We start from the raw sequence: 21,550 nt of genomic DNA on the forward strand, positions 1-21,550 counted from the left end.
TCCGGCCCGCCTCACCGCGAGCCGGAAGTCCCAAACGCCCGGGTCTCCCTCATGGGAGCCCGGGCGTTGTCATTTCCAGGGCACGCACCACGGCCCGGCTCAGACGCGCAAATCCCCGTCGTGCAGCACGCGGCCGGAGGCCAGCACGCGCGCGGAGTTCTGCAGCCGCTCCGTGCCCATGCGCATGAGCAGCCCCTTCATGCCGGGCTGGCTGAGCAGGTGCTTCTCGAAGGCGGCGCGCGGCAGCCGCAGCACCACGCCCTTCACGTCCGCGCGCACCGTCGCGGACACCGGCTTGTCCAAGAGCAGGGAGATTTCACCAAACACATCCCCCTCTCGCAGCTCCGTGAGCGGCATGCGCCGCCCACCCGGCTGCTCCAGCCACGGCGTGCACCGGCCCCGCAGCAACACGTAGAAGGCATCCCCCGGCTGGCCCTGCGCCAGCAGCACCTCGTCGGGCGCCACCGCGCGCAGCATGAAGTCGTGGGAGAGCGCCGCCTTCTGCTCCGCCGTGAGCCGACTGAGCAGCGGATTGCTGCGCAGCAGGTTGTCCACCAGTCGCCGTCGGTAGAAGTCCTCCAGCACCTCGCCCACGCCCGGGTGACGCACGGCCACCGCCGTCAGGCTCGCGCGCGTCAGCTCCAGCAGCACGGCGCGCTCGGTGGCCACCACGCTGGCCAGCCTGGGCCCTTCGGACACCAGCGCCAGCTCTCCGAAGAAGTCCCCGGGCACCACCGTGCCCACCACGCCGCGCGCACCGTCCTCCAGCGCGCGCACCACCTCCGCGCGGCCCTCCACCAGCGCGAACATGGACGCGCCCGCCGCGCCCTCCTCCACCACCGACTGGCCCGGGAAGAAAGCGCGCACCTCCAGCACGCCCACCAGCGCCACGAAGTCCTCGCGGCTCAACCGGGAGAACAGCGGCACGGGGCGCTCCGCGACAACCCCCGGACAATGGGCGAAGCGCTCGGCCAGCGCCCGCGCGCACCGCAGCTTCGCGGCGTCGGAGGCGCCCAGCCGGGACAGGGCGACACACGCGGCCACCGCGCGCAGGGGCTCCTCCACCTTCGCCCACGCCAGCGCCGCCGTCTCGTGGGCCGCCGCGGCGTCGGCCGTCCGGCCCAGCCACTCCAGCAACTCCGCCACCCGCTGGCGCACGTCCGCGTCGTCAGGGGAGGACTTCAAGAGGCCCTGGTATTCCCCCAGCGCCTCCTCCAGCTTCCCCTGGCTCGCGAGCTCCACGGCCCGCGCCTTCCCCACGCCACGCATGTCCGCCATCCCGCCATCCTACCGCCACCCCGGGTCCTAGGCGCTCAGCGCGCGCACCCGCTCCGCCAGGTTGTGGGTGAACAGCCGGTAGATGCGCAGCGCCGCGGCCTCGTGCGTGGCCAGGTAGTGCTGGAAGTCCGCGCGAGTCACCCTCAGTGCCCGGACGGCCGAGCGTGAGCGCACGTGCGCGGACGTGGGACCATCCAGGATGAGGCTGATTTCCCCCAGCCACGCGCCCGGCCCCAGCGTGTTGAGCCGGCGAGCGTCCAGGCCCGGACCACTGGACACGTCCACCGTGCCCTCCAGCAGCACCAGGAGTCCCGTGCCCCGCGCGCCCTTCTCCAGCACCGTGGTGTCCTCGGGGATGGCCACCTGCTGCGCCATGCGGAACAAGTCCTTCAGGTCCTCCAGCGCCAGCTCGCCGAAGATGGGGATGGCCTTGAGGTACTCGTACCCGTCGGGCGCGGCGCTCGCCCGCTCCGTGACGGGCGCGGACTCGTGGGACGAGGACGTGCCGTCCCCCAGGCCCAGGTGACGCAAGAGGCGCAGGTGCTCCGCCTGGAGCACCTCGTCCGCGCGCGCGTCCGCGGACTCCTGCCGCGCATCCGCCAGCAGCACCAGGGCGCGCCAGGATTCGCCCTGCTCGTCGAGCAGCGCGCACATGCGCAGCACCGCCTCGCGCCGCCGAGGATGCTCGGGCGGCACGCCGCGCAGCGCCTCCAGCTCCGCGTGCGCGTAGCCCAGCGCGTGGTACAGCTCCGCGGCCTCCAGCGGACGCTGCAGTCGGGTGAGGCACTGGGCCATGGACTCGCGCGCGTCGAGCGCGCGGTACAGCTCCAGGGCCCGCTCCAGCGCACCCGCGCTCTCGAAGGCCGCCGCCGCGCGCGCCTTCTCACCCGCGCGCAGCCACGCCTCGGCCGCCAGCATCAACGCGCCCGCCTGCTCGTGCAGCGCCGCGGCCTGCGCGTCCGCGCCATGGGCTTCCAGGAGACGGGCCGCGCCCGCGAAGTCCCGGGCGCGCCGCAGCACGTCCACCAGGGCCGAGCGCGCCTGGGCAGGCACGTTCCCGGACTCCTCCAGCACCCGCTCACGTTGCACCGGCGACAGGTCCTCGTAGGCCCGCACCGCCACATCCACCGCTGCCTGCATCAGCGCCTCCCACACCGCACGGCCCGGGCCTCCCACGGGCACACTCCATCCCTTGGCGCCCTCGTCCAGAATGAGGTCGGACACCTTCGCGGCCCCCGCCATGTCGTGCTCCCCCCTGCGACTCAGTCTCCCGCGTCCGTAGCAGACCGGCCGCCAGGAGGCGAGCCCCCCGCACCCACGGCATGGAAGTGGTGGATGCAGGACTCCGCGCATGTGGCGAAGCGCCACACCCGTCCATCCAAAGCCCGCCGCTATATGTCGGCCGTCCAGGCGTTATCGTCCGGGATGGGCCGCCCCCCATACCCCCTGGAGCCCGAATCATGACGACTCGCCACATGCGCCGCTGGAGCCTGTTCGTCACCCTGTGGGTCCTGGGTGTCGGAGGGACGGCGCGAGCGCACGCGGGCCTGCCGGAGACCTCCAACGTCACCCTCCGCCGAGGTCACCCGGAGGATTTCTTCCTGGGCGCGACGTTCGGCGCGGTGATTTCGCGCGACAGCGGGAAGACCTTCCGGTGGATATGCCCGACGGCCATGGGCTACGGCGGATGGAGCCCCAACGCCTACCTGTGGCGCGAGGCGGGCGACATCGTGGCGGCCACCGGCAGCGCGCTCTTGCGCTCGCCCGACGGCGGCTGCGTTTGGAACACCCACCCCTACTTCAAGGAGACCTGGGTGGCGGGGCTGGCCGCGCATCCCACCGACGACCGCATCCTCTACGTCGTCACCTCCCGCCACGGCAGGCCCAACGGCGTCTATCGCTCCTACGACGGGGGTGAGACGTGGGCCCCCTCGCCGCTCATGCGCCTGGGCCTGGTGCTCAACGCGGTGCGCGTGTCCCCAGCCAACCCCCAGCGCCTCTACGTGAGCGGCAAGAACGCGGAGAACCAGCTGCTGCTCTTTCGCAGCGATGACGCGGGCGAGACCTGGACCGAGGTGGCCCACCCGCTGCCGGAGCTGATGCTGCCGTATGACCTGCTCGTGGAGACGGCGGACCCGACGTCCGCGGACGTGCTGTGGGCGCGCGTGTCCGCCCAGGGCGCCACGTACCTGCTGCGCAGCGACGACGCGGGCCAGACGCTGAACATCGTCTCCACCATCAACGACGTCTTCATCAACATGGAGCTGTCCGCCGACGGGAAGACGGCGTGGGTGGGCACCCTCAACCACTTCTTCCGGGGCCCCTCCACCGGCCCGCTGCAGATGCTCTCTCTGCCCACGGGCAACGCGTGCGTGCTGCGCGACGGGCAGACGCTCTACGGCTGCGGCTCCACCTGGCTGCATGACTGGGCGCTGGCGCGCAGCACCGACGAGGGCGACACCTGGCAGCCCCTGTTCGGCCTCTACGAAATCCAGGGCACGCACCACTGCCCGAAGGGCACCCCCGTGAGAGACTTGTGCCCCAGCCAGTGGCCGCAGCTCGCGGAGCAGCTCGGCGCGCCGCTCTACCCGGAAGGGCCCCCCGGGGAGCCCGACGAGGACGCGGGCACTCCCGGGGACGCGGGCACTCCCGAGGACGCCGGCACCCCCGAGGACGCGGGCTCCACTCCCAAACCATTGCCTACCCCCAAGGGCTCGGGCGGATGCGGGGCCATGGGTGGGAACATGGTGCCCGTCCTGCTGTTGCTCTCCACCCTCACCCTGCTGCGCCGTGGTCGGCGGCGCCAGAACTGAACAGGTCCCCTCATGAAGCCCCTTTCGCGAAAGCCGCTCTGGACCTCCTCCCTGGTCGCCCTGCTCTCCCTGACGGCCACGGCCTGTGGCGACGACGGGGAGCCTGAGTCGAAGTGCGGCGAGCCCCTCTACGGCGGTGACGCCACCGACGAGGCGTGGCGCTCCCTCGTCGACGCGAAGGACCAGCCCGCGGACAGCACGGAGGCCGCGCAGCTCGCGCTGCCCACGACGGGCACCACGTACTCGGTCAACGACGCGCCGCCGAAGTGGACGTGGGCCTCGTCCCTGGCCAGCGCGCTGCCCCGCCCCGTGTCCCCCGCGAGCCCCTTCGACACGGCCCGCTCCATGCTCGCGCGCGTCGGCGAGTGGGTGCTGCCCACCGCCCATGCGCACCTGCCGCCCTTCACCGGCGACATCCACTGGGTGCAAGTCACCGTGCCCGGCCGCGAGTGCCCGGTGGAGATGCTCACGTCGAACCTGGAGTGGCAGCTCGACGCCGCGACCTGGGACACGCTCAAGGCGAGCGCGGGACAGGACCTCTCCGTCCAGGTGGTGAGCGCGTACCTGCTCCAGAACCGCATCACCGAGGGCCCCTACCGTCTGGCCCAGCCCGTCACCATCCGCATCCAGGAGGCACCATGAGGCACGCGTGGGTCTGCGCGCTGGGGCTCGCCTTCGCGGCCTGCAGCGACGACTCGAGTCCCTTCGATGGCGTGAAGCCGCCCGAAGGCCTCGAGTATGCGCATCCGGAGCCGTGGGTGACGGGCACGGGCGTGCCGCCTCCCGGGCCCGGTGGACGCGTCATCATCACCAACAGCCTGGACGACACGCTGAGCCTGCTGGAGCTGGAGGGCGCGACGACCCCGGGCTGGCGCGAGCTGGCGCGCGTGCCGGTGGGACTCAACCCGGTGGAGCTGGAAGGGCCGCACCACACCGCCGTGTCGCCGGACGGGAGCCACTACTACGTCGGCATCTCCAACTACGTGCCGGGCGGAGGCTCCGGTCCTCACGGCGCGCACGGCAGCGGCGCGGATGATGGCTACTGCCTGAAGCTGGACGCGAGCGACAACCGGCTGGTGGGCTCGGTGCGCGTGGACCCCAACCCCGGCGACGTCATCGTCAGCAAGGACGGGAACACGCTGTACCAGACGCACTTCGACACGCTGAAAATCGCGGAGGTGGCGCGTCGCGGCGGCACCGAACGGGAGATGTACGCGCGGCTGGCCATCATCGACGCGAAGACGATGACTCGCAAAGCCATGGTGGACGTGTGCCCCGCGCCGCACGCCATCCGGCTGTCCGCCGACGAGCGCACGGCTTACATCGCCTGCTGGTCGGACGAGGTGGCCATCGTCGACCTCTCCGCGCCCACCACGGAGGCCCCTCGCGTGAAGGTGGCCAACAACGCGGGCACCGCCACGGCGCCACGGCACCAGCCCTACGCGCTGACGATGTCGCCCACCACGGGAGATGTCTTCGTCAGCTCGATGAGCAGCCGCGAGGTGCAGGTGCTCGAGGCGCGTACGCACGCCATGAACGCGGCCCGGACGATTCGCCTCGCGGGCTCGCCGATGTTCGGTGACATCAGCGCGGACGGGGCGACGCTGTACATGCCGTATCAAGGCGTGGAGGCCCTGGCCGTCATCGACACGGCCACGGGCTTCATCCGTCGCGAGGTGGACCTGGCGCCCGCGGGCTGTCTCAACGCACACCAGGCGAAGCTGACTCCGGACGAGAGCCACGCGCTGGTCGTCTGCGAGGGAGACCACGTGCGTCCTGGAACGCTGCACTCGGTGAATCTGGCGCAGGGCACTGTCGTGAACACGGTGCGGGTCGGCATCTTTCCCGACTCGGTGAGCATCCTGCGGGGGCAGCCATGAGCCACACGGCCTGGAAGGTGCTGCCCTTCGTGGCGCTCGTCACCCTCGCGTCGGCATGCGGTGACGATGCGAAGCCGGTGAACGCGGCGGAGTACGGAGAGCTGCTGTTCCGCGACGCGCGCTTCTCGGAGAGCCAGTTCAACGACTTCTCCTGCGCGACGTGCCACGCGACGACGCCCACGCCGCTGAACGGGCGGATGGACTCCGGCTACACGCTCTACAACGTGGCCTCGCGCCCCCACTGGTGGGGCGGCTACGAGACGAACCTGCTGGACGCGGTGAACTTCTGCTACGTCAGCTTCATGCGCGGCGTGCAGAAGCTGCCAGAGGACTCGCCGCAGAGCCGCGCGCTGTATGAGTACCTGGTGAGCATCAGCCCGGATGCCCAGGCCCCCGCGCTGCCCTACACGGTGGTGAAGGACATCCAGGAGGTCCCTCGCGGCAGCCTGGAGCGCGGACAGGTGGTGTATCAAGCCGCGTGTCAGGAGTGTCACGGCGCGCTTCACACCGGCGAGGGGCGGCTGACGGAGATGGCCTCCATCCTCCCGGAAGTGACGCATGACTATGATGAGCTCTTTCCAGGGATTCCTCACTCACTCGTCGTCATCGAGAAGGTGAGACACGGCCAGTTCTTCCACATTGGCGGCAACATGCCCGCGTACAGCCTGGAATCCCTCTCAGACGCGGATATGGGAGCACTGCTCACGTACCTGGGGCTGTAGTGCTGTAGTAAGGAAGCCCGCATGGGTTTCTGGAAGAAGCTTTTCGGTCTGGAGAAGGCGGGCTCGGAGTCATCCGCGAGCCCGCCCGAGACGGTGAGCCCGCGCGAGTACCTGTGGCGCGAGATGGAGGCGGCGCTGAAGGCCGTCCCCACGGTGACGGAAGTGACGCGGCTGCCGGATGACTACGGCCTGCGGTTCTTGAAGAACGGGGAAGCCGTCCAGATGTACCTGGACAACCTCTTCGCGGAGACGCGCGAGGTGTCTCCCGACGAACGCGCCCAGCAAATCGGCCGCTTCCTGTCGGCCTTCGCCGGGGAGAGCAGGGACAAGCTCTCGTGGAAGGAGGCGCGGAAGAGGCTGCTGCCCGTGGTGCGCTCGGCGACGTTCGGCCTGATGGCGCCACCGGGAGAGTCCCGCCCACGCCCCATGGTGGAGCGCCGCACCATCCCCTTCCTGCGGGAGCTGCTGGTGTTGGACCTGCCCGACGCCACCATGTACGTGCAGCACGACCACCTGAAGGAGTGGGGCGTCTCCGAGGCGAAGGCCTTCAAGGCGGCCTTCGCCAACCTGGACCGCATCCACGCGTCCGGAGTGGAGCTCCAAGAAGAGAATCCGAGCCCGATGTGGTCCGTGGACTCCAACGACACCTATGAGGCCTCTCGCCTGCTGCACCCGGGCTTCCTCGCGTCCTTCACCCCCCGCGTGAATGGCCGCCCCATCGCCATCGTCCCCACGCGCTCCACGCTCGTCATCGCGGGTGACGGGGACCCGGCCCTGCTCAAGCGACTGTGCACGCTCGCCGAGCGCGAGCACGAAGCCAGCACTCGCGGCATCTCCCCCGCGCTCTACACCGTGGACGACGCCGGGCACGTGGTGCCCTACCGGCTCGCCGGCAACGACGAGTTCGCGCAGTTGGTGCGCCGGGGCCACCTGCGCCTCGCGATGGGCGAGTACTCCACCCAGAAGCAGTTGCTGGAGGCCCAGCACGCGGCGGAAGACGTGGACGTGTTCGTCGCCAGCTTCGGCGTCCTGGTCCGCGAGCAGGACAACCGGCCCATCAGCTGGTCCAGTTGGAGCAAGGACGTGGACACGCTGCTGCCGGTAACGGACGTGGTGGCCATCCAGGCGGGCGAGGAGGACTTCTTCATGGTCGCCTACCCCGACGTGGAGCGGATCGCCTCCAGATACCTCTCGTTCATGCCGGAGCTGTGGCCGCCGCGCTACCGCACCATCGCGTGGCCTTCGAACGCGGTGCTCAACGAGCTGCGCGCCGCCCAGGTGGACCTGGCGGCGTACACGGGCGACTGAGGCCCTTTCGCGCGACGTCAGCCGACCGAACGCCTCGGCGTCCGCCGGAGGCCGTGCTCCCGAGGAGATGATGATGCTCGCCTGCGTGGATGTGGACTACCGCGATGACGTCACCGTGGCCGCGTGCGTCGTGTTTCGCGACTGGGCCGATGCCTCGGAGGCCGCGCACCACGTGGACCGGGGCCCTCCCGCGGCGGCATATGAGCCCGGCCAGTTCTACCGCCGCGAGTTGCCTCACCTGCTGCGCGTGCTCGCCCTGGTGCCGGAGCCGCTGGAGGCCATCATCGTCGACGGCTACGTGTGGCTGGGCCAGGACAAGCCCGGCCTGGGCGCGCACCTGTACGAGGCGCTCGGCCGCGCGGTGCCCGTCATCGGCGTGGCCAAGACGGCCTTCCACTCCAGCGACGTCGCCCTGCCCGTGCTGCGCGGCCAGAGCCAGCGGCCCCTCTTCGTCAGCGCCGTGGGCCTGGGCTCCGCCACCGCCGCTGAGTTCGTCCAGCGCATGCACGGCCCCTCCCGGCTGCCCACCCTGCTGGGCCGCGTGGACCGGCTGTGCCGCGAGTCGTGAGCCCGCTTCACCCCTGACACGCGCGTCGCGCTTACTCGCCATCCAGGCCGCCTTGGGGGGATGCTTCCCTCGGAGGAAGGAGCCCATACCCCTGGTATGCGCCTTGCTCTGGGACTGGACCCCATGCGTCCACCCCGCCTCCAAAGACATCACTTCCTCGCGGGCCTGTTGCTCGTCCTCGTCGTCTCGGCCTGTCCCGCGAAGCGCCGACCGATGACCCGTGAGGAAGCCGCGGCCATCACCTTCACGCGGCTGGAGCGCTTCGGGTCGGAGCAGGCGTTCGACAAACACGCGAAGCTGCTCCTGGCGATTCGAGATTCCCTGTCCACTGGCGGAGGCCCCGTCGTCGGCTGTGGCGGCGCCAGCTCCGACCCGGTCTCTCCTCCGCCCGCGCCTGGGACGGATGAGCCCTCCATCACCAACAACCAGGAGGCTGGCGTCGACGAGGGCGACATCGTCAAGGCCGTGGGGGACTGGTTCGTGGTGCTGCGCCGGGGCCGGCTCTTCACCGTGAGACAGACGGAGGGCGCGTTGGAGCCGGTGAGCCAGGTGGACGCCCACGCGCCGGGCTTCAGCCGCGGCACCTGGTACGACGAGATGCTCGTGTATGGCCGTCGCATCATCGTCATCGGCTACAGCTACGCCGAGTACTCCACGGAGATTGGCCTGTTCCGCATGGATGACGCGGGAGTGCTCACCCACGAGGGCACGCACTTCATGCACTCCGGCGACTACTACTCCAGCCGCAACTACGCGAGCCGGCTGGTGGACGGCACCCTCGTCTTCTACATGCCGTACTACCTGAGCCTGGGTTGGAATAGCGCCTCGGTGGACCAGATGGAGCTTCCGTCCACGCATGGCTGGCTGCGCGGCGACGACACGTCGCCACGGCGGCCCCTCCTCTCGCGCGGCGACGTCTTCAAGCCCGTGCAGACGACGCTGTGGCCCATCCTGCACACGGTGGTGCGCTGTGATTTGGACGCCCCCGGGTTCACCTGCACCGCGACCGCGCTGATGGCGCCGCACGCGCGGACCTTCTACGTGTCTCGCGACGCGGTGTATCTCTGGGTCAACCCGGGCTACGAGTCGTGGACCGTGGAGGGTGAGCGGACCGACTCGAAGACGCCGCGTGACTCCGTGGTGTACCGGCTGCCGTTGGACGGAGGCGAGCCTGGGGCCCTGCGCGCGCGCGGCGGCCCGGTGGACCAGTTCTCCTTCCGGCAGAACGAGGATGGACATCTGGATGCGCTACTCGTGGCCACGGGCAAGGGCGATTCGATGTGGGGCCCCGAGCTGACCCCGGGCGACGGCCGCTTCGCGCTGCTGCGCGCGCCGCTGGACGCGTTCTCCCTGGAGCTGACCAGCCTTCGCCCCGAGGACTTCACCACGCTCCCCGGCCCCCAGGAGGGCACGCTCCAGAATCGCTTCGTGGGCAACCACGTGCTGTGGGGCTCGGGCGAGGCATACGACGACAGCACCACCGCGGGCGAGCGCGCGGTCTGGGTGACGGACGTGCGCGCGCCCTGGGATGTCCATCGCTTGTCCCTGGGCCACACGGTGACGCGACTGGAGCCGCTGGGCGCGGGCGGCGCGCTGGTGGTGGGTGAGAACACGCTGGGCCTGCGCCTCACCACCGTGGCGCTCGGGGAAGGCGGGCCCGAGCTGAAAGGCACGCTGCTGCGCCCCGGCGCCGAGCAGGGCGAGTCGCGCAGCCATGGCTTCTTCTTCAAGCCGGACGGCTCGGGGGGCGGGGTGATGGGGCTCCCGCTGCGGTTCCAGGGTGGGGCCTGGAGTTCGCTGCGCTACGGCTCCGCGGAGGTGTCCTTCGTGCGGGTGGACCCGGAGTTGGAGCTGACGACGCTGGGCTCGCTGGGCGCTTCGGTGGAGACGGGCGACGACGCGTGCACGAAATCGTGCACGGACTGGTACGGCAACGCGCGCCCCATCTTCTACCGGGAGCGCATCTTCGCGTTGATGGGTTACGAGTTGGTGGAGGCCCACGTCACCGAGCGCGCCGTGGAGGAGTCCTTCCGCGTGAGCTACCTGCAACCGGGCCGCTGAGCCCGGCTGCCTGGGGTGGAGGGAGGCACCACGCGGGATGACACGGGCGCGTTGCCCACCGGAGCGTGACTCCGAAGCGCTTCCCCTGAGGCGGGACCTGCGAGACAACGCGGGCCATGCACCGCCGTCACTTCCTGCGATTCTCCGCCCTGGGGGGCAGCACGCTGGCCCTGGGGAGCCTCGGCTTCTGGCGCAACGTGTACGCCGCGCCAGCCACACCGAGCGTCGGCGCGGGCCCCTACGGGCCGCTGGCGGACAGCCCGGATGCCCAGGGGCTTCGGCTGCCGCGCGGCTTCACTTCGCGCGTCATCGCTCGCAGCGGTGACGTGGTGCCGGGCACGGATTACGCGTGGCACATGGCCCCGGATGGGGGCGCCTGCTTCGCCCAGCCGGACGGCGGTTGGATTTATGCGTGCAACAGCGAGACGACACCGGATGGTGGTGTGTCCTCGGTGCGCTTCGACGCGAAGGGCAACGTCACGGGTGCCTGGCGCATCCTCTCCGGCACCCACGTCAACTGCGCGGGAGGCCCCACGCCGTGGGGGACCTGGCTGTCTTGCGAGGAGCACCCGAGGGGGCTCGTCTGGGAGTGTGAGCCTTCACGACCGGGACAGGGCGTCGCGCGGCCCGCGTTGGGGGCGTTCACGCACGAAGCGGTGGCGGTGGACCCGATTGGCCGGCGGCTGTACCTCACGGAGGACACGCCCACGGGGCGGCTCTACCGCTTCACCTCGGCGAAGTGGCCCTCGCTCGAGGAGGGCACGCTGGAGGCGGCTCGCGTGATGGGAGACCCTCGCACGGGAGTGAAGGTGCAGTGGGTGCCCGTGTCGCCCCAGGCTCCGGCAGCGATGCAGGCGGCGGGGAGGGAGACCACCGCGTTCCCGGGTGGTGAGGGCTGCTGGTACGACGGTGGCGTGGTGTACTTCACCACGAAGCATGACAACCGCGTGTGGGCGCTCACGCCGCTGACGGGGCGGCTGGAGGTGCTTTACGACGCGGCCACGTATCCGAACGCGCCCCTGCGCGGCGTGGACAACGTCACCGTCTCGCGGGCGCGGGAGCTGTTCATCTGCGAGGACGGGGATGACTTGCAGATGTGCCTGCTCACGCCGGACCGGAAGGTGACGCCGTTCCTCCAGGTGATGGGACACGCGGGTTCGGAGCTCGCGGGCGCGGCGTTCAGCCCGGATGGCAAGCGGCTGTACTTCAGCTCCCAGCGCGGCTCGGACAGGCGCGGGGTGACGTACGAAGTGAAGGGCCCCTTCCGCGCCCGTGGCTAGGGGACCGTGGCAGCAAGCCCCCGAGACGGCTCGTCAGACGTGATGGGACAGCCCTCCTTCAGAGCCCGCGTGTCGGATGGTGACCGGGCGGACGAGCGTTCCTCTGGAAACCTCCCCCTCCGGAGGCATACCTTCCGGTAGCGATGGGAGTTCCCCCCTCACAGCTCGGGCTGTTCGACACGGTGCGGACCGAACGGCCCGCGTCGACGCCTCAGCCCGGCCGCGCGCAGAAGCCAGCCTCCACCGCGCGACCAGGTCGCGAGGAGCAACGGCGCGCGGCGGCACTTCCCGTTCGCGACGAGCCCACTCCCGCGCCTCGCTTCGCCGAGGATGTCGAGGCGACCACCGCCCCCCTCTTCTCCAAGCACAACGCTCCCGCCCCCGCGCCTCGCTTCGCCGGGGATGTCGAGGCGACCACCGCCCCGCTCTTCTCCGAGCACGACGAGCCCGCCCCCGAGCGCCGCCTGCCCGAGCGCGAAGAAGCGCTGCTCCAGGCCGCGAGCCTCGCGCGCCGCCTGGCCGTGGAGCTGGGCGCACCGGTCCACCTTCGACTCACCGACAACCGCGCCACGCTGGTCAGCTTCCGCCGCGTCGCCCAGGGACTGCGGCTGCGCGTGCACCACCTCTTCCTCGAAGCCCCCGACGACGTCGTGCGCGCCATCGCCCGCTATGCCGTCCGGTCCGACGCGAGCGCCGGTGAGCTGCTGGAAGCCTACGCCCGTGACCGCCAGGGACTCGTGCGCCGCGAGCGTCGGCCCGGCAAGGCCCTGCGCACCCGGGGCCGCTGCTACGACCTGCGCGCCGTGCAGTCACGCCTCAACGCGGACTGGTTCGACGGCCGCGTGCGCGTGGACATCGGCTGGGCGCGACGCCCCTCCAAGGGTCGCCGGCGCACCATCCACCTGGGCGGCTATGACGCGCGGCTGCGGGAAATCCGCATCCACCCCGCCCTGGACCGCCCCCACGTCCCCGCCTTCGTCGTGGACTACCTCGTCTTCCATTCGATGCTGCACGCCGACCTCCACGAAGAGGGCGGCTCCAACCTCGACGCCGAGGGACGCTGCACCCCAGGCCACTCGCCCGCATTCCTCCAGCAAGAAGACACCTTCCCGCTGCGAGACACCGCCCAACGCTGGCTGCAGGACAACCACACCTCCCTGCTGCGCGGCTGAGCGTCGACACGTCTCCACACGCCCGCCGACTCCGTGCGGTTGTCCGCGCTCCGGAAAACGAGCGATGGCGGCGGCGTGGCAGACCCCTGCATGCTCCACGGCCATGCGCTACTTCAGCGTCGACGAAGCCAACCGACTGGTGCCCCTGCTGAGCCGCACCTTCGAGCACATCCGCCCGTGGGTGGAGCGCGTGCAACAGCTCGTGGAGACGCTGGGCACCCCCGAGGGCAAGGCCCTGTCCAATCAGGAGGCGCTGCGCGAGGAGCGCGACGCCCTGCTGGAGAGGGTCCGCACCGAGCTGCACCACTTCCACGAGATGGGCCTGGAAATCAAAGGCGCGCAGGGGCTCGTCGACTTCCGAGCCCACCGCGGTGACGAGCCGGTGTACCTGTGCTGGCGCATCGGCGAGTCCGCCGTCTCGCACTGGCATGGCATGTACGACGGCTTCTCGGGGCGACGTCCCATCGACAGTCCGGACGAGTTCGCCCCCACGTACCTCAGTTGAGCCACACCCTCGGCTCAGCCTCCATTGAAGCTCTTCTGGAGCAACGTCATCTTGTTGCGCGCGGCCAGCAGTTGCTGACGCAGGGAGTCCGCCTGCCGCGCGATGTCGTTGAACTCGCTCTGCTCCGCGGCCTGGCTCAACGACTGGGCCTCGTCCGCCACCTCGGACATGCGGTCCTGGAGGGACTGGAACGTCACGGCCAGCGCGGCCTGCTCCTCCGGCGTCTTCGCGTTCTGGCGCTGCGTGGCGAACTCCTGCATCCGCACGTTGAGCTCCGCCGCGCTCTGCCCCAGGCCGCCGTAGCGCACCAGCAGGTCCTTGAAGGTCTCGGTGCGCGCCTGGAGTTCCTGCGCGCGCACGTGCACGGCCTCGGCCTGGGCCTGCTGCCTGTCACGCACCTGGGAGATGGCGCCCACCAGGGCGCTGACCCGGGCCCGCAACTGCTCGTCCATGTCGGCCAGGGCCTTCAAGGTGGCGGAGGCTCGCTCCAGGTGTTTCTCCGCCTGGAGGGGCGCGTCCTGGAGTTGTTGGGCCAGCGCCTCGAATCGCTCCAGTCCCTCGTCCAGGGAGCGGGCGGCCTCGACCAGCTCGGAGTCCTGCGGTTTGTCTCGCTTGCTCATGGGCGAGCGGGAACATGGCACGCGCGAGGGGCACACGGGGCGAGGACTTCACGGCGGATACGTCCAGGGCCCGCCTGCCCCCCTGCCCGGCGGGCCCGGCCGTGGGCATGGGCGGCTCCTTTCCCACGCTCGCCAGACACACCCATCGTCCCCAACTTCCCGACATCCAGCAGACCTGTCTGTCGCGAGGTTCACACATGCCCAGGGCTCACTCCCTTTCCGTGCTCGTCACAGGCGCCACCGGTCGGCAGGGCGGCGCCGTGGCGCGCTACCTCCTTCACCGGGGACACCGCGTCGTGGCCTACGTCCGCCAACCCGACTCCCCTTCCGCGCGCGCGTTGGAGTCCCTGGGTGCCGAGCTGTCCGTGGGTGACTTCGACGACGTGGACACGCTCGCCCGGGCCGCCAGCGGCGTGGATGCGTTCTACGCCATGGCCACGCCCTTCGAATCAGGTGTCGAGGCGGAGATACGCCACGGCATGAACCAGGTGGACGCCGCGCGGCTCGCCGAGGTGAAACACCTGGTCTACGCGTCGGTGGCGGGAGCGGACCGGCTGACGGGCATCCCCCACTTCGACAGCAAGCACCGGGTGGAGCTGCACGTGCGCCGCAGTGGCCTGCCCTTCACCATCCTGGGGCCCACGTTCTTCATGGAGAACTTCACCAGCCCCATGTTCGAGGAGGGACTGAGGGCGGGAGTGCTCGCCTTCGGGCTGCCCCCTTCACGCGGGTTGCAGATGGTGACGACCGACGACCTGGCCGCCTTCGCGACGCGGGTGATGGAGGACGCGGAGCGCCACGCGGACCAGCGCATCGACGTGGCGTCGGACGAGGTGACGGGCCAGCAGGCGGCGGGCCTCCTGTCGATGGTGAGCGGCCATCGCATCCACTTCGAGCAACTCCCGCTGGACTTCATCCGCGAGCGCAGCGAGGACCTGGCCACCATGTACGAGTGGTTGGACCGGGTGGGCTACCACGCGGACATCCTCACGCTGCGCCACAGCTATCCGGACCTGCGCTGGCACACCTTCGAGGACTGGGCGCGGCGTCAGGACTGGAGCGCGCTCACCTCGCCCGCCTGGCCGCACGCCGCCGCCGAGGTCACCCCGCCTGCCGAACAGTGAGGCCCCGCGCCCCCTGGCGACGCGCCGGGGTGGCGCCGCTCACGCGTGCTCGGCGTGCCTCGCCGCTGCCTACCTTCGAACAGAAGGAGGCATCTCATGCGCTCGCTCGTGCCCGTCGCCGCGATGTTGCTGGCGGCAGGCTGTGTCACTGAATCGAATCTGAAACCCTCGATGGAAGCCCAGGTCCTCCAGGGAGACAAGGACACCGCCGTCGCGGAGTCCTCGGGGGTGACCTTGGTGGCGGATGGCGCCGCGTGGAAGGGCAGCCCCTCCAACCTGGAGCGCGCCCTCACGCCCGTCTACGTACGACTGGAGAACCAGAGCGGCAGGACGCTGCGCATCCGCTACGAGGACTTCTCGCTCGTCGGCACGGAGTCGCGCTTCAGCTACTCCGCGCTGCCACCCTTCACCCTGCGACAGCCGGTGGCGTCGTCCTCGTCGATGGAGGGGACGCTGGAGGGCACGGGAGGCTCGGGGCGCGGCGCGGTGTACATCGGCGCGGGGCCCGCATGGCGCACCGGCAACTGGAGCTACGGACCGCGAGGCGCGTGGGGCAGTCCCTTCTACCCATATTATGGCCCGTACTACCCGGGGCCCTACACGACGTATCAATGCGAGGAGCCCCTGCCCACGCGGGACATGCTCCAGAAGTCCCTGCCCGAGGGCACGCTGGCGGACGGCGGCACCGTACAGGGCTTCATCTACTTCCAGGTCGTCACCGGCCGGGAGAACGGCGTCGTGCTCCAGGCGCGACCCGTGGACGCGAACAGCGGCGAGTCGTTGGGGACGCTCAACATCCCATTCCGGGTGGGAGAGAGCTGAGCGCCCACGCGCCGTCACCGTGACGGCGCGCGGGCCGATCGTCAGTGGAGCGTCATCGAGACGCAGCGCGAGGACGCGCGCCGGTGGCCGTTGAGCAGCGAGGCCTCTCCCGTGACGCCCAGCTCGCGGCGGATGTCCGAGCCGCGCATGGGAAGCCCGAAGAGGGGCCCCAGCAACACCAGGTCCAGTGATGCGGCGACCAGGGGTCCCAGGCCCAGCAGGGCCACCGCGGCGCCCCGGGCCGTCCCGGTACGCAACCCGCCCAGCACCAGACAGGAGCCCGTCACGATTCGCAGCCAACGCCCCGTTCGCGATGCCATGAAGCCGACGACCATGCGCACCTCCCCAGGGCGAAGATGGACACGCTCCGGCGAGCGACCACGGGCCTGACCTCTCCGCTCGGATGCCATGCGGGCGTCCGGACAAGCGCCCTCTTCAGTGGGTGGCCACCGCGTCTGGCTCGAGCGGCCAGGGCAACGCCGCGGCGGCCTCCCGCCCCAGCCTGCCCCGGGACTCCAGGAGGTGCTCCAGGGCCACGGCCGCGAAGTCCCGAGGTTGCTCGGGCGGGCGCCGCTGCTCCAGCGCATGGACCGCGGAGAGCTGCGCGCAGGAAGACACCAGCGCCATGTGCGTGAAGGCCTGGGGGAAGTTTCCCAGCGCCTCGCCGGTGAGCGGGACGGCCTCCTCCGCGTACAGCCCCACGTCGTTGGCCAGTCCCAAGAGCCGCGACAGCAGCACCTCCGCGTCCTCCCGCCGTCCCTCGTGGGCCAGCACATCCACCAACCAGAAGGAGCACAGCAGGAAGGCGCCCTCTCCGCCCGACAGTCCGTCCGGCGCGAGGTAGCGGTACAGCAGGCCACCGGACTCCAGCCGCTCGCGCACCCGCCGCACCGTGCCGCGCACCAGCGGATGCGCCAGGGGAAGGAAGCCCAGGGCCGGCACCAGCAGCGTGGACGCATCCGCCACGTCCGAGCCCCGCGCCTGCGGAAACCAGCCGTCCGCCGCGCACTCCATCAGGTAGCGACGCAAGGCCTCGCGCTCCCGAGCCCAGCGCACCAGCGGCACCGGCAGTCCTCGCTCCCGCGCCAGTCGCAACCCCCTGTCCAGCGCCACCCAGCACAAGAGCTTCGAGTGGATGAAGTGTCGAGGCGCGTCCCGCATCTCCCACAGCCCCTGGTCCGGCAGTCGCCAGCGTCGGCACACCTCTTCCACGAGTCCGGAGAGGAAGGCCCAGTTGCTCGGCGTCACCGGCCCGCCCGCGCGCGCATACAGCCACGTCGCCTCCAGCAATTCTCCAGGCACGTCGAGCTGGAGCTGCTTCACCGCGCCATTGCCGATGCGCACCGGGCGCGAGCCCGCGTGTCCGGACAGGTGGCTCAGCTCCACCTCGGGCATCAGGCGATGGCCCTGGATGCCGTACATGATTTGCACGTCCTCCGCGCGCCCCGCGCTGGTGCGCCGCAGCCAGTACCGGAAGGCATCCGCCTCTTCGCGGTAGCCCAGCACCAGGAGCGAGATGAGCGTCAGCGACGCGTCCCGCAACCAGGTGAAGCGATAGTCCCAGTTGCGCGAGCCCCCGAGCTCCTCGGGCAGCGACGTGGTGGGCGCGGCCACGAGCGCCCCGGTGGGCGCGTACGTCAGGGCCTTCAGCGTGAGCGCCGAGCGCCGCACCGCCCTCGCGTGCTCGCCCGTGTATTCGCAGCGGCCAATCCACGTCCGCCAGAAGGTGAGCGTGTCCTCCAGGCGGCGACGGAAGTCGTCGAGGGCCGGCGCGTCCGTGGGAACCCGCTCGACGAAGGACGGCGTCCACGCGGCTTCAATCCACGCCTCGTCTCCCGCGCGCAGCGTCCAGCGGGCGCGCAGGGCGGACTCATGCGCCATGAGCGGATGCGTGGCGGCAATCCACAGCGCGTCCGCGCCGCCGACGACCTCCGCGGTGCGCCATGACGTCAGCCGCACGCGAGGGACGAAGGCGCCATACTCGAAGCGCGGGGCCACCACCGCGCGCACCCGGACCTCGCCGTCGAGACACCGCACGCGCCGCAGCAGCGCGTGACGCGTGCTCACGCTCGTTCCGCCCGACGCGCCGGGCGACACCGGCATGCAGTCCACCACCTCCAGCACACCACGCGACGTGGTGAAGACGGTGGCCAGGACGTTGGTGTCCTCCACGTAGGCGCGCGTGGCGGTGAAGGGGCCCTCGGGTGACACGCCAAAGCTGCCGCCCCGCCGCGCGTCCAGGATGCGGCAGAAGACAGCGGGCGCATCGAAGCGCGGGAAGCAGGCCCAGTCGATGGAGCCGTCCCGTCCCACCAGCGCCGCGGAATGACAGTCACCCAGGAGGGCATAGTCGGCGATGCGTCGCATCCACGCTTCCTTCCCGGAAGGCTCGCTTGTTTCAGTCCTGGAGACAGACCTCCTCACACCGATGGGGACGCGCGGGCGCGGGTGCAACCAGGCTTCAGCCCATTCCCGGACTCACCGCGTCGGTCGCCTGCCTCCTGTGAAACATCCCTGTCGACTGAAACATCACCCGCACGCCCGGGCGCCGAGTCGCGGGGGTAGCCGTCTCCCGCAAAGCCTCCGAGGGGCCGTCTCACCGTGCGGGCGTTGCGCGGGGCGAGGTCCCTCTCCAGCTTGGCCACGAGGGGCTTCTCCCACGCCCCCAGGGAGCTCCCATGTTCAGCCGAGCCGAGATTCAGAAGGGAATGAAGGTCCGCGGCAATGATGGCCATACCATCGGCCGCATCATCGACATCACGGAGAAGGAGCTCATCGTGGAGAAGGGCCTGCTGCGCCGCCATGACTTCGCGGTGTCCTTCGACGATGTGACAGAGGTCCTCCACGGAGAAGTGGTGCTGCGCCATGGACGCGACAGCCTCTTCTCCGCCCCCCGAGAGGTGCCCCCCGTCGAGCACTGAGCGCTAGTCCACGCGCGCGGCCCCGGGAGCGGCGGTCGTCAGCGGAGCATCATTCCACCCCGCGCGGGCGTCGTCCTCGCGAGCGGCGCGCTTGCCTGCCTCCACGTCCACGCGCCACAGCACCGCCGCGCCCGCGCCGAAGAAGCCGAGCAGCGACAGCACCGCCAGGCGACTGGAACCCGTCAGCTCCACCGTGGCCGCGAACACCAGCGGGCCCGCCACCGCCGTCACCTTCTCGAAGACGCTGAACAGGCCGAACATCTCCGCGGCGCGGTGACGCGGAATCATCTGCGCGAACAGCGAGCGGCTCAGCGCCTGGCTCCCGCCCTGCACCATGCCCACCAGCAGCGCCAGCGCGAAGAAGTGCACGGGCGAGCTCATGAAGTAGCCCAGGAACGTCACCACCACGTACACCGCCAGCGCGAACATCAGCGCCGGCTTCGAGCCCACCCGCGACGCCGCCTTGCCGAACAACACCGCGCAGGGCACGCCCACCGCCTGCGTCATCAGGAGCGCCCCCATCAACGCGCCCTGGCCAATGCCCAGCTCCGTCCCATACAGCGTGGACAGCCGGATGATGGTGCCAATGCCATCGCTGTAGAGCAGATACGCCACCAACAGCAGCAGGGCCTGCCGGTATTGCCGCAGCGCCCGCAGCGTCTCCGCGAGCTGCGAGAAGACGCCGGTGAGCGACAGCCGGGGCAGGGGCGCGCCGCTCGGGGGCCGAGGCTCGGGGACGCGCAGGAACAGCGGCACCGAGAAAGCGCCCCACCACAGCGCCACCGTGACGAAGGACACGCGCGAGGCCGCCGCCGCGTCCGGCAGCCCGAACCAGCCGGGCTTCACCAGCAACACGAGCTGCGCGGCCAACAGCAGCCCGCCCCCCAGATAGCCCAGCGCGTAGCCCGCGGTGGACACCCGGTCCAGCTCCTCGTCCCTGGCGATGTGGCGCAGCAGCGCGTCGGAGAAGACGATGCTGCCCGTCACCCCCACGTTGCCCAGACCGAAGCACACCAGCGCCCAGGCCCAGTCACCGGGCCCCACGCCGGCCAGCCCCACCGTGGCCAGCAACCCCAAGGCGAGGAAGCCGCCCAAGAGCGCCTTGAGTCGGCCCGCCCTGTCGCTCAGCGCGCCGAGGACGGGCGACAACACCGCCACCGTGCCCAGCGCCACGGCGGTGACGGCGGCGAAGCGGCCCATGGCCACCTCACGCTCCAGCCCCTTCGACGCGACGGAGGCGTAGTAGATGGGAAACACCACCGCGATGACGGTGGTGACGTAGGCGGAGTTCGCCCAGTCGTACATCGCCCACGCGCGAAGCTCCGGCCGCGTGAGCCCCAACCGCGACATGAGCGAGTCCCAGACCCTCATGCGCTGAAGTCCAGGCCCTGGATGGCGTCATCACCCCGCGCGGCTTGATACACGTGCCACGCGGCCGCCAGGTCCTGGAAGGGCAGCCCCACCGCGCCAAACACCGTCACCTCTTGTGGAGACGTCCTGCCGGGTTTCAGCCCGGCAATCACCTCGCCCAGCTCCGCGTGGATGGCGTCCTCGCCCAGCCCCACGTTGCCCACGGCCCCACTGGTGACGGACAGGCCCCGGTGGTCGCAGATGAAGCGCGCCTGTCGCAGCAGCTCCGCGGAGACCTCCGCCTTGCCCGGCTCGTCCGCGCCCAGCGTGGTGACGTGCGTGCCCGGTCGCACCATGCCGGGGTGGAGGAAGGGCTGCCGGCTCCACGTCGCGGCGATGACGATGTCCGCGTCCGCCACCGCGTCCGCCACGGAGTCCTCGGGCCGCACCGGCAGGTTCAGCTCCTTGTACATTCGCGTGGCGAAGGCGAAGGCGCGCGTGGGGTCCGTGTCGTAGACCCGCACGTGGGACAGCGAGCGCACCAGGCGCAGCGACTTGAGTTGCATCACCGCCTGCGCGCCCGCGCCGATGATGGCCACCCGGCTCGCGTCCGGCCGCGCCAGCACGTCCGCCGCCAGCGCGCCCATCACCCCCGTGCGCACCGCCGTCAGGTGTCCGGAGTCCATCACCGCGAGCAGCTCGCCGGTGGCCAGGTCATTCAGGTGCAGCACACCCTGGATGGCCGGCGTGCTCGAAGGGAACTTCGCGTGCACCTTCACCGTGTACGCGGGGATGCCGGGCAGACAGCCGGGGAGGAGCGCCATCACGGTGCCCTCGGCGTGCAGCGACGCGCGCACGCGCTGGGGAGCCACGGTGCGTGCCAGGGCGTCGGTGCGGAAGGACTCTCGCAAATCCTCCAGCAGGGTGAGCGCCTGGAGATTGCGAGACACATCGGAGCGGGTCAGCAGGAGGGTGCGCATCTGCCACTCACCCTAACCGAGCGCGTGCACTCCGACAGCCCCCGACGTCGTCCTTCGGGGTCAACCGATTGCCGGTGGACGGACGAAGGCCTCGTCCAGCGGGGAGCGACGGACGACTCCGGCGGGCGCCACGCGGGCTCCTCGGA

General features: G+C 70.7%; 20 protein-coding genes. 13 read left to right on the forward strand and 7 right to left on the reverse strand.

Going from position 1 to position 21,550, the window contains the following annotated elements; translation table 11 throughout:
- Nucleotides 1-99 precede the first annotated feature (99 nt).
- Together HR086_RS03945 and HR086_RS03950 are read right to left on the reverse strand one after the other, a co-directional pair.
- The gene (locus HR086_RS03945; protein WP_174464910.1) at nt 100-1,278 is read right to left on the reverse strand and encodes a cyclic nucleotide-binding domain-containing protein; all 1,179 of its coding nucleotides are present in this window, start codon (nt 1,276-1,278) and stop codon (nt 100-102) included.
- Nucleotides 1,279-1,305: 27 nt separating this feature from the next.
- Nucleotides 1,306-2,520, reverse strand: coding sequence for a cyclic nucleotide-binding domain-containing protein (locus HR086_RS03950; protein ID WP_174453848.1), 1,215 nt, complete (start codon nt 2,518-2,520; stop codon nt 1,306-1,308).
- Between the two features lie 218 nt (nt 2,521-2,738).
- Here HR086_RS03950 and HR086_RS03955 point away from each other — a divergent pair, with 218 nt between their 5' ends.
- The 10 genes from HR086_RS03955 (at nt 2,739) to HR086_RS04000 (ending at nt 13,587) form a co-directional block, all read left to right on the forward strand.
- Nucleotides 2,739-4,091, forward strand: a complete 1,353-nt coding sequence (locus HR086_RS03955) for a hypothetical protein (protein ID WP_174453847.1) — start codon at nt 2,739-2,741, stop codon at nt 4,089-4,091.
- Between the two features lie 12 nt (nt 4,092-4,103).
- On the forward strand, nt 4,104-4,733 hold the full coding sequence (locus HR086_RS03960; RefSeq protein WP_141640421.1) for a hypothetical protein: 630 nt from the start codon (nt 4,104-4,106) through the stop codon (nt 4,731-4,733).
- On the forward strand, nt 4,730-5,971 hold the full coding sequence (locus HR086_RS03965; RefSeq protein ID WP_174464911.1) for a YncE family protein: 1,242 nt from the start codon (nt 4,730-4,732) through the stop codon (nt 5,969-5,971). The genes HR086_RS03960 and HR086_RS03965 overlap by 4 nt, the downstream gene beginning before the upstream one ends.
- Entirely contained in the window at nt 5,968-6,693 is a 726-nt protein-coding gene (locus tag HR086_RS03970; RefSeq protein ID WP_141640419.1) for a c-type cytochrome, read from the forward strand. The genes HR086_RS03965 and HR086_RS03970 overlap by 4 nt, the downstream gene beginning before the upstream one ends.
- A 21-nt stretch (nt 6,694-6,714) precedes the next feature.
- On the forward strand, nt 6,715-8,001 hold the full coding sequence (locus HR086_RS03975; protein ID WP_174464912.1) for a DUF1444 family protein: 1,287 nt from the start codon (nt 6,715-6,717) through the stop codon (nt 7,999-8,001).
- A gap of 67 nt (nt 8,002-8,068) precedes the next feature.
- Nucleotides 8,069-8,569, forward strand: a complete 501-nt coding sequence (locus tag HR086_RS03980) for an endonuclease V (RefSeq protein WP_254626161.1) — start codon at nt 8,069-8,071, stop codon at nt 8,567-8,569.
- Between the two features lie 123 nt (nt 8,570-8,692).
- Nucleotides 8,693-10,630: a beta-propeller domain-containing protein gene (locus HR086_RS03985; protein WP_174464913.1), complete on the forward strand. Its 1,938-nt coding sequence runs from the start codon at nt 8,693-8,695 to the stop codon at nt 10,628-10,630.
- A 116-nt stretch (nt 10,631-10,746) separates the two neighbouring features.
- Nucleotides 10,747-11,910 (forward strand): alkaline phosphatase PhoX, encoded by a 1,164-nt coding sequence (locus tag HR086_RS03990; protein WP_174464914.1) that lies wholly within the window; start codon nt 10,747-10,749, stop codon nt 11,908-11,910.
- A 143-nt stretch (nt 11,911-12,053) separates the two neighbouring features.
- Nucleotides 12,054-13,082, forward strand: coding sequence for a hypothetical protein (locus tag HR086_RS03995; RefSeq protein ID WP_174464915.1), 1,029 nt, complete (start codon nt 12,054-12,056; stop codon nt 13,080-13,082).
- A 64-nt stretch (nt 13,083-13,146) separates the two neighbouring features.
- Entirely contained in the window at nt 13,147-13,587 is a 441-nt protein-coding gene (locus HR086_RS04000; RefSeq protein ID WP_254624955.1) for a DUF2203 domain-containing protein, read from the forward strand.
- Between the two features lie 14 nt (nt 13,588-13,601).
- Here HR086_RS04000 and HR086_RS04005 read toward each other — a convergent pair whose 3' ends face one another.
- The gene (locus tag HR086_RS04005; protein ID WP_141640413.1) at nt 13,602-14,207 is read right to left on the reverse strand and encodes a hypothetical protein; all 606 of its coding nucleotides are present in this window, start codon (nt 14,205-14,207) and stop codon (nt 13,602-13,604) included.
- Nucleotides 14,208-14,404: 197 nt separating this feature from the next.
- Between HR086_RS04005 and HR086_RS04010 the strand changes: the two genes are divergently transcribed.
- A complete protein-coding gene (locus tag HR086_RS04010) occupies nt 14,405-15,331 on the forward strand; it encodes an NmrA/HSCARG family protein (RefSeq protein WP_174453841.1) in 927 nt (308 codons plus the stop codon).
- 96 nt (nt 15,332-15,427) lie between these two features.
- Nucleotides 15,428-16,153 (forward strand): hypothetical protein, encoded by a 726-nt coding sequence (locus HR086_RS04015; RefSeq protein ID WP_174453840.1) that lies wholly within the window; start codon nt 15,428-15,430, stop codon nt 16,151-16,153.
- A 41-nt stretch (nt 16,154-16,194) separates the two neighbouring features.
- Here HR086_RS04015 and HR086_RS04020 read toward each other — a convergent pair whose 3' ends face one another.
- Both HR086_RS04020 and HR086_RS04025 read right to left on the reverse strand, forming a co-directional pair.
- A complete protein-coding gene (locus HR086_RS04020; protein ID WP_174453839.1) occupies nt 16,195-16,488 on the reverse strand; it encodes a hypothetical protein in 294 nt (97 codons plus the stop codon).
- Between the two features lie 100 nt (nt 16,489-16,588).
- Nucleotides 16,589-18,520, reverse strand: coding sequence for a glycoside hydrolase family 15 protein (locus tag HR086_RS04025; RefSeq protein WP_174464916.1), 1,932 nt, complete (start codon nt 18,518-18,520; stop codon nt 16,589-16,591).
- A gap of 311 nt (nt 18,521-18,831) precedes the next feature.
- Between HR086_RS04025 and HR086_RS04030 the strand changes: the two genes are divergently transcribed.
- The gene (locus HR086_RS04030) at nt 18,832-19,074 is read left to right on the forward strand and encodes a hypothetical protein (RefSeq protein WP_141640408.1); all 243 of its coding nucleotides are present in this window, start codon (nt 18,832-18,834) and stop codon (nt 19,072-19,074) included.
- A 3-nt stretch (nt 19,075-19,077) separates the two neighbouring features.
- Here the strand turns inward: HR086_RS04030 and HR086_RS04035 are convergent, their stop codons facing one another.
- Nucleotides 19,078-20,445, reverse strand: a complete 1,368-nt coding sequence (locus tag HR086_RS04035) for an MFS transporter (RefSeq protein WP_174464917.1) — start codon at nt 20,443-20,445, stop codon at nt 19,078-19,080.
- Entirely contained in the window at nt 20,442-21,404 is a 963-nt protein-coding gene (locus HR086_RS04040) for an ornithine cyclodeaminase family protein (protein WP_174453836.1), read from the reverse strand. The genes HR086_RS04035 and HR086_RS04040 overlap by 4 nt, the downstream gene beginning before the upstream one ends.
- Nucleotides 21,405-21,550: the final 146 nt, after the last annotated feature.

Source organism: Myxococcus sp. CA039A (assembly GCF_013336645.1).
Taxonomy (GTDB): domain Bacteria; phylum Myxococcota; class Myxococcia; order Myxococcales; family Myxococcaceae; genus Myxococcus; species Myxococcus llanfairpwllgwyngyllgogerychwyrndrobwllllantysiliogogogochensis.

What these genes read in the sequence shown, in the direction of transcription:
- HR086_RS03945 (WP_174464910.1), bottom strand. Translation starts at nt 1,278, where the DNA reads ATGGCGGACATGCGTGGCGTGGGGAAGGCGCGGGCCGTGGAGCTCGCG.
- HR086_RS03950 (WP_174453848.1), bottom strand. Translation starts at nt 2,520, where the DNA reads ATGGCGGGGGCCGCGAAGGTGTCCGACCTCATTCTGGACGAGGGCGCC.
- HR086_RS03955 (WP_174453847.1), top strand. Translation starts at nt 2,739, where the DNA reads ATGACGACTCGCCACATGCGCCGCTGGAGCCTGTTCGTCACCCTGTGG.
- HR086_RS03960 (WP_141640421.1), top strand. Translation starts at nt 4,104, where the DNA reads ATGAAGCCCCTTTCGCGAAAGCCGCTCTGGACCTCCTCCCTGGTCGCC.
- HR086_RS03965 (WP_174464911.1), top strand. Translation starts at nt 4,730, where the DNA reads ATGAGGCACGCGTGGGTCTGCGCGCTGGGGCTCGCCTTCGCGGCCTGC.
- HR086_RS03970 (WP_141640419.1), top strand. Translation starts at nt 5,968, where the DNA reads ATGAGCCACACGGCCTGGAAGGTGCTGCCCTTCGTGGCGCTCGTCACC.
- HR086_RS03975 (WP_174464912.1), top strand. Translation starts at nt 6,715, where the DNA reads ATGGGTTTCTGGAAGAAGCTTTTCGGTCTGGAGAAGGCGGGCTCGGAG.
- HR086_RS03980 (WP_254626161.1), top strand. Translation starts at nt 8,069, where the DNA reads ATGATGATGCTCGCCTGCGTGGATGTGGACTACCGCGATGACGTCACC.
- HR086_RS03985 (WP_174464913.1), top strand. Translation starts at nt 8,693, where the DNA reads ATGCGTCCACCCCGCCTCCAAAGACATCACTTCCTCGCGGGCCTGTTG.
- HR086_RS03990 (WP_174464914.1), top strand. Translation starts at nt 10,747, where the DNA reads ATGCACCGCCGTCACTTCCTGCGATTCTCCGCCCTGGGGGGCAGCACG.
- HR086_RS03995 (WP_174464915.1), top strand. Translation starts at nt 12,054, where the DNA reads ATGGGAGTTCCCCCCTCACAGCTCGGGCTGTTCGACACGGTGCGGACC.
- HR086_RS04000 (WP_254624955.1), top strand. Translation starts at nt 13,147, where the DNA reads ATGGCGGCGGCGTGGCAGACCCCTGCATGCTCCACGGCCATGCGCTAC.
- HR086_RS04005 (WP_141640413.1), bottom strand. Translation starts at nt 14,207, where the DNA reads ATGAGCAAGCGAGACAAACCGCAGGACTCCGAGCTGGTCGAGGCCGCC.
- HR086_RS04010 (WP_174453841.1), top strand. Translation starts at nt 14,405, where the DNA reads ATGCCCAGGGCTCACTCCCTTTCCGTGCTCGTCACAGGCGCCACCGGT.
- HR086_RS04015 (WP_174453840.1), top strand. Translation starts at nt 15,428, where the DNA reads ATGCGCTCGCTCGTGCCCGTCGCCGCGATGTTGCTGGCGGCAGGCTGT.
- HR086_RS04020 (WP_174453839.1), bottom strand. Translation starts at nt 16,488, where the DNA reads ATGGTCGTCGGCTTCATGGCATCGCGAACGGGGCGTTGGCTGCGAATC.
- HR086_RS04025 (WP_174464916.1), bottom strand. Translation starts at nt 18,520, where the DNA reads ATGCGACGCATCGCCGACTATGCCCTCCTGGGTGACTGTCATTCCGCG.
- HR086_RS04030 (WP_141640408.1), top strand. Translation starts at nt 18,832, where the DNA reads ATGTTCAGCCGAGCCGAGATTCAGAAGGGAATGAAGGTCCGCGGCAAT.
- HR086_RS04035 (WP_174464917.1), bottom strand. Translation starts at nt 20,445, where the DNA reads ATGAGGGTCTGGGACTCGCTCATGTCGCGGTTGGGGCTCACGCGGCCG.
- HR086_RS04040 (WP_174453836.1), bottom strand. Translation starts at nt 21,404, where the DNA reads ATGCGCACCCTCCTGCTGACCCGCTCCGATGTGTCTCGCAATCTCCAG.